Here is a 12,499-nt window from a genome sequence, read left to right as displayed (position 1 = left end):
AAAGCGATTTTTGCCTAATGGCGTAACTTACTGTACCTGTATCGTACATAACTTACAACTTGTTTTACTCCCTTTACTTTTCTTGCAATTGCTATTACAGCTTTTAATTCCGCTTTATTTTGGGCTATACCCATCAAATAAACAACTCTATCAACCGTATTAACGCTATAATTAATTGATTTAATATTTCTTTTCCCCAGAAGTCTTGTTCTTATTTCCGCTGTTATCATGCCATCTACAGTAGTGTCTAGCATGGAAGCCATTTGAATTGGTATTACTCTTATTTCATTTATCACTTCTTTAATTTCTTTTTGCTGCCAAGCTATTTTTTCTGCTGTAAGTTGTTTTTCAGGAGTGTCAACACTTCCAATGAGCAATACTCTTCCTTCACTTACTTTAACCTTTATGGATGAAAATAGCCCATGTTTTAAGAGCCCCTTATTAATTCTGATGACCATAGTCGTATCATCAATGATATTTCCCAAGGATTTGTCCTGCATTGTTATTGCTGTAGCCACCACACCACCTATTATAAGGGTTGTGCAACCACTTTGTGTAATCAAAAAAATTGCGAGTAAGAAGCTTGTTATTAATCTCATTATTGATTTTCAGGGTTTAGAGCTTTCATTAAGAAATGTTAATAAGCTTTTTTGATTGTGTAAATACCATAAATTAAGTAAGACTTTAAACCTTGAATATTTTTAATGGAATACCTATAATAGGGTACTGAAAATTTCTTGCGGGTATGGCGGAATTGGTAGACGTGCCAGGTTTAGGTCCTGGTGAGCTTGCTCGTGGGGGTTCAAGTCCCTCTATCCGCACTTTAAAGTCATGTAACTTAGGTTTTAAGGGAAAATTTATAATCACTAAATACACTTTTGTTTGTGTAAAAACCTGTTCTTAAGGATTGTGTTTAACTTAAATTCTGGTAAAATGACTCTATTAAGATATGAATTAAAATGTTAATAAATGAATTATGATGTCTAATAATATACCTCAAAATACAGTCGAAGTAAGTAGCGTATATACCTACAAAGAGCTTAGTATAGATAAACTAAAGTATGAGTATGAAATCACAGTTGGTAGTGATTATATAAAACAAAAGGTAAATTCCAGGTTGCAAGAGATAGCAGAAAATGCAAAATCACCTGGATTTAGGGCTGGAAAGATGCCCTATGACCTTGTTGTTGCAAATTATAAAAACGAGGCTTTGGAATATGTGATAAATAATACAATTGATTATTGCTCAAGTGATTTGATGAAAAAAATTGAAGTCAAGTCTCACATTTATCCTAAGGTTGATGTTATATCATTACCAGATCTGGGCAAAGAAAATGAGGAGGGCAATTTTGTATACAAGCTATCTTTTGAGTCGATGCCTGAAGTACCGATGATAGATCTTGACAAAATAAACTTAAAGAAAATTGAAGCAAAGATTGAAGAGGAAGATATAAAAGAATTTATTGATTCTATCAAAACAAAGTTCCCCAATTTTGCCTCTGTTGATGATGCTTCTTATCAAGCGAAAGATGGGGATAAATTGATAATTGATTTTGAAGGGCGGATTAGGAATAAGCTCTTTCAAGGTGGAAGTAGCAAAGATTTTGCCGTTAATTTAGGGTCTGGCACATTTATTAATGGTTTTGAAGATCAATTAACTGGTATGAAAAAGGGAGAAACAAAGAACTTTAAGTTGAAATTTCCTGAAAATTACCAAGCCATTTCCCTTGCAGGACAGGAAGCTGATTTTTCTGTGCGAGTTAATGAGATTCAAATTGCCAAAGATTTTGAAAATGATGATGAAATAGCTAAGAGTATTGGGTTTAAAGATTATTCTTTGCTAATAAATCATGCAAAAAAAATGATTGGTGATCAGTGCACCGAAATGAGAAATCTCTTAATTAAAAAGGAGCTGTTTGATTATTTGGATGCTAATTATAGTTTTGATTTACCCACAGACATAGTAAAACAGGAGCAACAAAGAATGGAAGGAGAATTGGGTGCTCAAAATGATTCTCGTAAAGAAGCTGAAAAACGTGTAAAGCTTGCTATGTTATTTATGAAATTTAGTGCAGAACATAAAATATCATTAACTCAAAATGATGTTTTGAGTGTTATTGTAAATCAATATGTCAGTAAAGATGTGCAATTTGACAGAGTACTTAAGCATTTTGAATCAAATAAACAATTTCAAGAATTAGTTAGAGGGCAAGCGCTTGAGTATAAAGTGACAGATTATATAATAGAAAAAGTTAGTAAAGAAGAGCAGATTGTTTCTGTGAAAGAATTAAAGGAATTATTTGATAATATTTAATAGGAAAAGGTATGACTCTTATACCAATTGTAGTTGAACAAACTAGTCGCGGTGAGCGCGCTTATGACATATATTCAAGACTAGTGAAAGAAAGAATAATTTTTGTAACAGGTCCTATTGAAGACAATATGGCCAGTGTAATAGTAGCACAGCTTTTATTTTTAGAATCGGAAAATCCCGATAAAGACATTTGTATGTACATCAACTCACCAGGTGGTGTTGTAACTGCTGGTTTGTCGATCTACGATACAATGCAGTATATAAACCCAGACGTTTCAACTTTATGTATAGGTCAAGCTGCGTCTATGGGTTCTTTATTGCTTGCAGCTGGTACAAAAGGTAAGCGCTACTCTCTACCTCATTCAAGAATTATGATACATCAGCCATCTGGTGGTTATCATGGTCAAGCAACTGATATAGAAATACATGCTAATGAAATTTTGCGGGTTAAGAAAAAACTAAATCAAATTTATGAAAAACATACTGGAAATTCACTGAAGAAAATTGAAGGAATGATGGAAAGAGATAAATTCATGGATCCTGAAGAAGCAAGGAAAATTGGCTTAATTGACAGGGTGATAGCTGAGCGTACAGATATTGAAATTGAAAATATTAAAGTTAAACAAAAGGTGGGTTAATGGATAACAATAATGATTTACACTACTGTTCTTTTTGCAACAAGGCGCAAGATGAAGTAGATAAATTGATTACTAACTCTTCGGATGGTTTAAAGCTGTTTATTTGTAATGAGTGCATAGAATTATCCCATAAAGCAATAAGTCAAAAGAAAGATAGATCTTTTAATTCAGATCGTATATCTGATATGAAGCTATTACTAAAGAAACCTGAGGATATAAAAAACTTTCTCAGCAAGCATGTTGTAGGTCAAGAACACGCGCAACACGTTTTATCTGTAGCTATGTATAACCATTGTCAATCCATGGTACAATTTCATGCTATAAGTGATATTGAAATCGAGAAGTCAAATATAATGCTTATTGGTCCCACTGGTTCTGGTAAGACTTTGCTAGCCAAAACACTTGCTAAAGTTTCAGATGTGCCATTTGCTATGGCTGATGCAACAACTTTAACTGAGGCAGGTTATGTGGGTGATGATGTAGAAAGCGTGTTGTCGCGTTTATTACAAGCTGCAAATTATGACGTTGTAAAAGCACAGCGTGGTATAGTGTTTATAGATGAAATAGACAAGATTACAAGAAAATCTGAAAGCACTTCAATAACCCGTGACGTTTCAGGTGAAGGGGTCCAGCAAGCTCTGCTTAAGATTATGGAGGGTACAGTTGCTTATGTTCCGCCACAAGGAGGGCGAAAACACCCACAACAAGAGTTTATACAAGTGGATACTAGTAACATACTGTTTATTTGTGGAGGAGCTTTTGAAGGCCTCGATAAAATTATTGAAGCGAGAAAAAAGGGAACGTCAGTTGGCTTTGGAGCAGATATAAGTCAGTCTAAAGAGCAAAAGAAAAAGAATGCTTTACATGATGTTCAACCTGAAGATTTAATCAAATTCGGTTTAATACCCGAATTTGTAGGGCGGGTTCCAATAACTGCTGTTTTAGATGAGCTGGATCATGAAGATTTAATACATGTGTTGACAGGGCCAAGGAATGCACTAATAAAACAGTACAAAGCATTGCTTGCGTTTAGCAAAGTAAACCTTGAGTTTTCAGATGAAGCAATATCAGCTATTGCTAAAAAGGCTATAAGCTACAAAACAGGTGCAAGAATGTTACGTGCTATCTTGGAGTCACTTTTGCTTGACATTATGTATACATCTGGAAACGGAGGCTTTGAAGGTAGCACTATAGTAATCACTAAGAAAATGGTAGAATTAGGAAAAGCAACGGTTAATCATAATAACAATGGCAATGTTATAACGGTTAATGATTAATTTGAGGCATATATTATGAACATTGAACGTGCTGTAAGCTCTAGTTTTACTGCATTGCCAGTATTACCTTTAAGAGATGTAGTAATTTTTCCAAATATAATGGTGCCTTTATTCATAGGCAGAGAAAAATCTGTTAATGCACTAGAGTATGCAATAAGTAGTAGTAATCACCAAAATGAGATTTTTCTTGTAGCACAGAAAGATGGCTCTGTTGATAATCCAGAGCCTGAAGATCTTTATGAAGTAGGTGTGTTAGCAAGCATTGTACAACCGTTAATAAAATTACCTGACAATGCAGTAAAAGTTATAATCCGGGGGATAAGAAGGGGAAGAGTTGTAGAATATATTAGCTCTCATACTTTATTACAAGCCAGGGTAGAGTTAGACAATTATTATAAAGAAGATGAAGACAATATTGATTTAGAAGCTTTAAGGCGGTCTGTTGTAGACGCGTTCGATAGCTGGTGTAAGCTAAACAAGAAAAATCAACCCGAGGTTGCCATTAACTCCATTGATCAAATCAAAGAAGTTGATCAACTTGTAGACACGGTAGCTTCACATTTAAATATAAAAGTATCAGATAAACAAAGTATACTTGAGGCTTATGACCCAGAAGAGCGTTTAAAAAAAGCTTTTGCTTTTATTGAGAGAGAAATGAGTATTTTGAACGCACAAAACCGTTTATATAAGACAATTAAATCGCAAGTTGAAAGCACTCAGAAAGTTTACTACCTTAACGAGCAATTGAAAGCTATACAGAAAGAATTAGGCGAATTTGAGAATGGTGATGAAGGGAATATACTCAATGAATTTGAAAAAAAGATAAATGAAACAAAGCTTTCTCAGGAAGCAAGAGAGAAAGCTATAACTGATTTGAAGAGATACAAGAAAATGAATCCCATTTCTCCTGAAGCTACAGTTATATCTAGTTACTTGCATTGGTTGCTTGAGTTGCCATGGGGAAAGTACAAAGATGCAAAAATTAACTTAAATGCAGCTAAGAAAATCTTAGATGAAAATCATTATGGCATAGAGAAAGTAAAAGATAGAATAATAGAATTTTTAGCGGTATTAAAAAGAGTAAAAGAGATAAAAGGTCCTATACTTTGCTTAGTTGGACCGCCAGGTGTTGGTAAAACTTCTTTAGCTAAGTCTATGGCAAGAGCAGTAGGAAGAGATTTTGTTCGCATAGCTCTTGGTGGTGTGCGTGATGAGTCTGAGATACGAGGGCATAGGAAAACTTATATTGGCTCAATGCCTGGTAAAATCATTCAACACATGAAAAAAGCTAATTCATGCAACCCGCTTTTTCTGCTTGATGAAATAGATAAGATGGGTTCTGATTCGCGTGGCGATCCTGCGTCTGCATTACTTGAGGTTTTAGATACTGAGCACAATAAACACTTTACGGATCATTACTTGGAAGTTGAGTTTGATCTTTCAAGTGTAACGTTTGTAGCTACGGCAAACAGCTTAAATTTACCACATCCTTTGCGTGATAGGATGGAAATTATACAATTGTCCGGGTATACTGAAGATGAAAAAATCAGTATTGCTACACACCACCTTATTCCGAAGTTAAAGAAGGAGCATGGTTTGTATCAGAAGGAATGGGACATAACTAATGAGGCGTTATACGAGTTGATACGTTTATATACACGTGAAAGTGGTGTGCGGAGTATGGAAAGGGAGCTTGCAAAGCTCATGAGAAAGGCAGTTAAAGAAATATTGACTGATAAAAATAAGAAAATATCCGTAGGGGTTGACAATTTACAAGATTATTTAGGGGTACGTAAATATACCTTTGGCATTGCGGAAAATGAGAGTTTAGTAGGAATAGTAACTGGGCTCGCCTATACTGAAACAGGTGGTGATATTTTGATGATAGAATCAGTCCTAATTCCGGGCAAGGGAGAAATAAAATACACAGGAAAGCTTGGAGAGGTTATGCAAGAATCTATAAAAGCTGCGTATAGTTATATTCGATCAAATTGTTTGTTTTTTGGTATAAAGCCCGAAAAATTCCAAAATAATGATATACATTTGCATGTACCTGAGGGTGCTGTACCAAAAGATGGCCCTTCTGCTGGCGGCGCGGTATGTACGTCTATTGTTTCTCTTATGACAAATATACCAGTTAACAAAAATGTTGCTATGACAGGCGAAGTGACATTGCGTGGTAGAGTTTTAGCTATCGGGGGCTTGAGAGAAAAATTGCTTGCAGCGCTCAGAGGATCAATCAAAACTGTGATTATACCAAGTGAAAATGAGAAAGATATGCAAGAAATTCCGGCAAGCATCAAAGAAGGGATCAACGTAGTTTTTGCTAAGAATATTGATGAAGTTATGAAAGTTGCTTTAATGCACCCTACTACTCCAATTAATGGTGATGATAATCAAAATAGTGTGCCTTCCTCTATAGAAAGTAAAGATGATACTTTTCCTATGTCGGAAACATTGAAGCATTAGATTAAAAAAATATTATCAATCTCCATTTCTCTTTTATCCGGCAAAAATCCACCAACTTGTGCATCCCATAAGGATATGACTTGCTTTGTTGTTATGTCATTCATATTTTTTACTTATTCTATCTCCCAGTTTAATTCAAGTAGATGATATATTATAATAGTCCTTTTCATGGAAACCTTTTCTGGTAGATTGCTTTCTAGAAAAACATTGGTCAAGGTGCTAACTGTGGTTTATAATAATATAAATTATATCATAGTTGATTTGCATTTATCAGAGCTGGAGTAGAGGTATGTTTTATCTTACAAATTTTTTGCCTATTTTACTGTTCCTATTTCTTTTTGTAGGAAGTGGTATATATTTTACTATTCTTGGCGTGTCAAATGCTTTTTATCAGTTATCTCCACTGGTAGCCATTGTTCCTGCCATAGCTCTGGGTTGGGTTTTATACAAGGGCAATACTGAAGAAAAAATGTATGCCTTTCTAGATGGGGTAAGAGATCGTAATATTATCACTATGTGTATCATTTTCTTACTTGCAGGTGCATTCAGTGAAGTAACTAAAGCAATCGGTAGTGCTGATGCCACAGTTAATTTGGCTCTTTCATTTATACCAACACAATTTTTACTCATAGGATTATTTTTTGTAGCAGCTTTCATCTCCACTGCTATTGGTACATCAATGGGCACCATTGCAACAATTGCTCCTATTGCAGTTGAACTGACACAAGCTGGGATTTCTCCTTCCTTAGGAGTTGCAACCGTTGTAGGAGGAGCAATGTTTGGCGACAATTTATCTATTATCTCTGATACTACAATTGCATCTGTGATGTCTCAAAAGGCTGATATAAAGAAAAAATTAAAACTGAATGCAAAAGTGGCACTAATTGCTTCTATATTCACAATAATTATATTATTTTATAGCTCAAGCAATAGTGCTGCTATTTCAGTTAAGGAGTATTCTTTATTGCTTGTGACTCCTTACATAATACTTATATTGCTTGCAAACTTTGGAATAAATGTATTTACGGCATTGGTTTTAAGCATAACTTTTGCTGGAATCATTGGATTTATAAATAACAACAATTATGGTTTATTGTTTTTAAGCCAAAACATCACTAAGGGGTTTATGAGTATGCATGAAATTATGCTACTGTCATTGATGGTTGGCGGGCTTTCAGGACTGGTAGGTAAAAATTCTAAGGAGTTTGCAGATAAACTTTCATCTTGGGTTATGATACAACGTGGTGGACAAAAAACTGCGCAATTATTTATTGCAAAAATAGTCAGCATATTTGATATTTTACTTGCAAATAACACCATCGCTATAATTTTTAGTGGTGAAATTGCTAGAGATATTGCTAAGAAATATGAAATACCGCCTCACTATAGTGCAGCATGGCTAGGCATATTTTCTTGTGTATTTCAAGGATTAATACCGTATGGCGCTCAATTGCTTTTGGCTAGCACTATTGCTGGAGTTTCACCTTTGGCAGTCGTGCCACACGTATACTATTGCTATGTTTTAGGTATTATTGCAGTGTTATATATTGTATTGAACAAAATTGAGAAAAAAGATTGTGCTTAATATACAAGACAACGCTCCACTCTGTAGAAAATGGATGTTCTTGGCAGTATGTGCTCTTGCTTGCTCTGGGTTACTGTCAATAATTGTTATTTTTCTACGATTGCCTTTTATCTCCTCTCTTGTTCCTTCTGCACAATATATTTTTGATAATGCGCTGGTAATACACGTGAACTTGTCAATTTTAGTGTGGATGTGCTCTATAATATCTCTGCTCTTTATCATAAACCTACAAAATACCAATAGTTGGTTTAACTTTTCATGGGTTCTATCAACCCTTTCGATGCTGCTCATGTTTATATCCGCATTCGTTCCAAACACTGAAGTTATCAAAAGTAACTATATTCCCGTATTACAAAACAAATTATTTTTACTTGGACTCAGTTTATTTATTGCCAGTATATTAGTAAATACAATGCTAGCATACACATCAAAAAAAGAGGTTTCATTTCTCTCTGTTGGGCAAATTGGGCTAGTTATTATACTTGTATCGTCATTTCTTTGCTTTGTTTTAGCATATAATAATATGCCTCCAGGTCTATATCACTCAGATAATAATTTATTTTACGAATATCTCTTTTGGGGAGGCGGACATTTATTGCAGTTTGCTTTTACTCAAGGAATGTTTTTAGTCTATTTAATAATGCTAAGTTCCAATGATATTAGTTTAGCTTCAAACAGTAAAATTACTATTTTACCACTATTTATAAACACGATTTTAGCTGTAGGCGCACCGTTTGTATATTTTGTTTATCCAGTTGATAGTGCCAAGTTAATACAGTTTTTTACTTGGCATATGAGGATTGCTGGAGCAGTTTTGCCGTGCTTTTTGATAATATTAGTGTGCTGCAACATCAGAACTTTTATTAATAATAAAAGCAACTATTTATTACATTCATTTTTGTTGTTCACTTATGGAGATGTGCTCGGAGTGTTGACTATTGAAGGAAATGTCACCATTCCCGCTCATTATCACGGTTCTGTAGTTGGGATCACTATAGCTTTTATGAATTTTGTCTACTGGATGTTACCTAAATTAAACTTTAAAGAGATAAAAAGTTCCATGGTAAGATTACAGATTTATGCCTACAGTATAGGGCATTTTCTCCATATCACTGGCCTTGTGTGGCTTGGTGGATATGGTGCTTTAAGGAAGGTTGCAGATCTGCCAAGCATTTCGTCAATGTTAGCACGCACGTGCTTCATTATAGGTGGCGCTATATCAGTTGTTGGTGGAATGTTGTTCGTAATAATTGTGCTTTTACATCTGTTAAAAGGCAAAGCGCGTACCAACTGACCCATAGAAACAAAAAAAACTTCCTTGACAAATTCCCCCAGCGCCCTTATCATGAAACTGAAGCTATTTATTTATCTTCTCTGTACAGATTAAATGACAAAAAAACTCACGTATCTGGCGTCCCATGTTTAATTTTTTGCACTATGTGCACCTTATGTCTTTATAAAATTTCTAGGTTTTTACCTAATATAAGCTGAAATGCGCTTATAAAGCATTTAAAACATCAAAAAACGCCGATTTAAAAAATGGATAGTGAATAACTAGCTACCCTAGGGTTTCTTTTGCCTTTTTTTCTGTTTAGTAAATTTCTTAATGTTTATAATTTAGATTAGTTGCGGCTTAAAAGCAACTAAATCGCGGTTATTAAGCGTTTAGAATAAAAAAACGCCATACTTGAAAGTATAATGTAAGTAATTAGCCAACCACGGGGCTTCTTTTGCCTTTTTTTTCATTTGGTAAATTTTTTAATATTTATACGGAAGGTAGCGCGTGACGCTGGAACCCCAAAAAAAGGATGATGTCATCCCAGTGCTCCTTTTTTTGTCATCCGAGTAGCTGACACTGTCCTCCTTTGTCATCCCAGTGCCCAGACACTGGGATCCAGCATTTCACGCAATCCCATCAAGAACGTTGTATTTTACATAACACTTTTATGCTTACCAACTTAATAAAATTCCTGGATCCCAGTGTCAGCTACTCGGATGACAAAAAAAGGAGCACTGGGATGACAGGAGAGGGAGGCTACTTGGATGACATCATAGGGGCACTGGGATGACACCATTCTTTTTCCTGGATCCAAATAGTCAAGGCACTGGAATGACAAAAAAAGGAGGCACTGGAACGACAAAGTGGAGTGTCTGCTTCTGTCATCCTATGATAGCTAAAAAGACCTGGTCACGCGCTGGAATGACACCGAAGGGGCTACTGCCCTCTTGGATGGAGACCAGTGTCAGCTACTTAGATGATACCTTTTTTCTACTTAGTTTAGGTTATGCAGAAGTCTAATACAATTATAGAACAAGCTTAAAAATTCTGGTAAAGTAGTTTTATTTACAAAGAAAGAATATGCTACTTGAAATTGAAAAGCGCAGCATAACAAATGCATTGTGGAAGTTGCAAGAAGCAGATCAAAGGCAAATCTTAACTCTTACACAGAGATTTGAGTTACCAGAAATATTAGCAAGAATATTGGTTACTCGTGGTGTTAACATAGAAAATGCAAGCGACTTCTTATATCCACTAATCAGATCGCTATTACCAGATCCCTTTCACCTTCTTGATATGGATAAAGCTGTTTCTCGTATAATACGGGCAATAAAAAATGATGAAAACCTTGCAATATTTGGTGACTATGATGTTGATGGTGCAACGTCGTCAGCATTGATTAACAGGTACCTGAGAGCAATCGATATACACTCTATAATCTACATTCCAGATCGTGTTGATGAGGGTTATGGATTAAACACAGATGCTTTATTACAACTTAAAAAGAATGGAATTGATTTATGTATTTCCGTTGATTGTGGTACGCTTGCATATCAACCAATAGAAGATGCAAAGGCTTTTGGTCTTGATATTATAGTTGTTGACCATCACCTTGGTACGGAAAAATTACCAAGCGCCGTAGCAGTTGTGAATCCAAACCGCCTTGATGAGAGCTCTCCTTATAATAACCTAGCAGCAGTTGGAGTGTCATTTCTGCTAATTGTTGCTCTTAATAAAAGCCTACGTGAGCAAGGATTTTTTACCAACAAAAAAGAACCAGATTTATTTGATCTGTTGGATTTGGTTGCCCTGGGAACTGTCTGTGATGTTATGCAGATCACAGGCCTCAATAGAGCACTTGTCTCACAAGGATTAAAAGTTATGTCAACAAGAAAAAACGTTGGCTTGCGTGTTTTATTTGATGCTTTGGGAATCCTTGAAAAACCAAGTGTTTCTCGATTAGGGTTTAGTATTGGGCCATGCATAAATGCTGGAGGAAGAATTGGAGAAGCATCGCTTGGTGCAAGGTTGCTTTCCACCGATGATGATGAAGAGGCACATTCAATCGCGCTAAAATTAATAGATTTGAATAATGCAAGAAAAGTGTTAGAAAATGAGGCTCTCTTGGAAGCTACAGCACAAGCGGAAAATTCTGCCCAATCAGGTGCGAATTTTATAATGATAAGTGGCAATTGGCACCAGGGAATAATTGGTATAATTGCATCAAGGCTAAAGGAGCAGTTTCACTTGCCAACAGTAGTGATATCTTTAAATAATGGAATAGGAAAAGCAAGCTGTAGATCAATTTTGGGAGTTGATATCGGTGCTGCAGTCCTTTCCGCAAAGTTTATAAATTTGATTATTGAAGGTGGTGGCCATAGTATGGCGGCAGGATTTTCAATTAAAGAAGACAAAATAAATGATTTGCATGATTTTTTTACTGAAAGATTTTCAAACTCTATAAATGAGAAAACTTTAAAAGCTGATAGTATAGTAACTGCTAAAGCAATAAATTTGTCTTTATGGAATCAATTGCAACGCTTGGGACCATTTGGAGTTGGAAATCCTGAACCAAGGTTTATTATCCAAGGAGCAAAGATAAGAAAGCCTGAAGTTATAGGAGTTGACCATATAAAATGTTTTATTGCTGATGATAATGTTATGGTAAGAGCTATTGCATTTCGTTCTGCAAATACTCATCTTGGCTCTGCTATCATGCAGGGTAATGTTAAAGCTATTTTGGGTAAAATCTCTATGAATTACTGGAATGGCAATGAATTTGTACAATTTTTAATAGAAGATGTATTGACCATAAGTTGAGTGTATCTGTTCAGCAGAGTGGCAAAATAGGTAGACAAGATAAACCAAAAAATCGAGAAAAAGTGAGTTTACAACAACTGGTGTCATGAAATTATCTGACACTGATTTCCATCCAAG

The 12,499-nt window shown here is 35.3% G+C and carries 10 protein-coding genes and 1 tRNA gene; 10 read left to right on the top strand and 1 reads right to left on the bottom strand.

The window, feature by feature from the left end:
- Window positions 1-14: 14 nt before the first annotated feature.
- Window positions 15-599 (bottom strand): BON domain-containing protein, encoded by a 585-nt coding sequence (locus tag AAGD76_RS01025; protein ID WP_209472974.1) that lies wholly within the window; start codon window positions 597-599, stop codon window positions 15-17.
- 140 nt (window positions 600-739) lie between these two features.
- On the opposite strand from AAGD76_RS01025, the gene AAGD76_RS01020 reads away from it, so the two are divergent.
- From AAGD76_RS01020 to recJ, 10 genes are all read left to right on the top strand, one after another.
- A tRNA-Leu gene (locus AAGD76_RS01020) sits at window positions 740-821 on the top strand.
- A 158-nt stretch (window positions 822-979) separates the two neighbouring features.
- The gene (tig, locus tag AAGD76_RS01015) at window positions 980-2,314 is read left to right on the top strand and encodes a trigger factor (RefSeq protein ID WP_155968869.1); all 1,335 of its coding nucleotides are present in this window, start codon (window positions 980-982) and stop codon (window positions 2,312-2,314) included.
- Between the two features lie 11 nt (window positions 2,315-2,325).
- Entirely contained in the window at window positions 2,326-2,952 is a 627-nt protein-coding gene (gene clpP / locus AAGD76_RS01010) for an ATP-dependent Clp endopeptidase proteolytic subunit ClpP (protein WP_006280254.1), read from the top strand.
- Window positions 2,952-4,229: an ATP-dependent Clp protease ATP-binding subunit ClpX gene (gene clpX, locus AAGD76_RS01005; RefSeq protein WP_341820225.1), complete on the top strand. Its 1,278-nt coding sequence runs from the start codon at window positions 2,952-2,954 to the stop codon at window positions 4,227-4,229. The genes clpP and clpX overlap by 1 nt, the downstream gene beginning before the upstream one ends.
- A 15-nt stretch (window positions 4,230-4,244) precedes the next feature.
- Complete coding sequence (gene lon, locus AAGD76_RS01000; RefSeq protein WP_341820223.1) at window positions 4,245-6,698, top strand: endopeptidase La; 2,454 nt, start codon at window positions 4,245-4,247, stop codon at window positions 6,696-6,698.
- 289 nt (window positions 6,699-6,987) lie between these two features.
- Window positions 6,988-8,283 (top strand): Na+/H+ antiporter NhaC family protein, encoded by a 1,296-nt coding sequence (locus tag AAGD76_RS00995; protein WP_341820222.1) that lies wholly within the window; start codon window positions 6,988-6,990, stop codon window positions 8,281-8,283.
- Window positions 8,284-8,317: 34 nt separating this feature from the next.
- Window positions 8,318-9,577: a cbb3-type cytochrome c oxidase subunit I gene (locus AAGD76_RS00990; RefSeq protein WP_341820548.1), complete on the top strand. Its 1,260-nt coding sequence runs from the start codon at window positions 8,318-8,320 to the stop codon at window positions 9,575-9,577.
- 571 nt (window positions 9,578-10,148) lie between these two features.
- Window positions 10,149-10,352 carry a hypothetical protein gene (locus AAGD76_RS00985; RefSeq protein ID WP_010962508.1) on the top strand — a complete coding sequence of 68 codons (204 nt, stop codon included), beginning with the start codon at window positions 10,149-10,151 and terminating at the stop codon, window positions 10,350-10,352.
- Window positions 10,349-10,582, top strand: a complete 234-nt coding sequence (locus tag AAGD76_RS00980) for a hypothetical protein (RefSeq protein WP_010962507.1) — start codon at window positions 10,349-10,351, stop codon at window positions 10,580-10,582. The genes AAGD76_RS00985 and AAGD76_RS00980 overlap by 4 nt, the downstream gene beginning before the upstream one ends.
- Before the next feature lie 60 nt (window positions 10,583-10,642).
- A complete protein-coding gene (gene recJ / locus AAGD76_RS00975; protein ID WP_341820221.1) occupies window positions 10,643-12,382 on the top strand; it encodes a single-stranded-DNA-specific exonuclease RecJ in 1,740 nt (579 codons plus the stop codon).
- Window positions 12,383-12,499 lie beyond the last annotated feature (117 nt).

It is taken from the genome of Wolbachia endosymbiont (group A) of Cydia strobilella (assembly GCF_964026745.1).
Taxonomy (GTDB): domain Bacteria; phylum Pseudomonadota; class Alphaproteobacteria; order Rickettsiales; family Anaplasmataceae; genus Wolbachia; species Wolbachia pipientis.
This window is presented reverse-complemented; position numbering and strand designations above follow the sequence as displayed.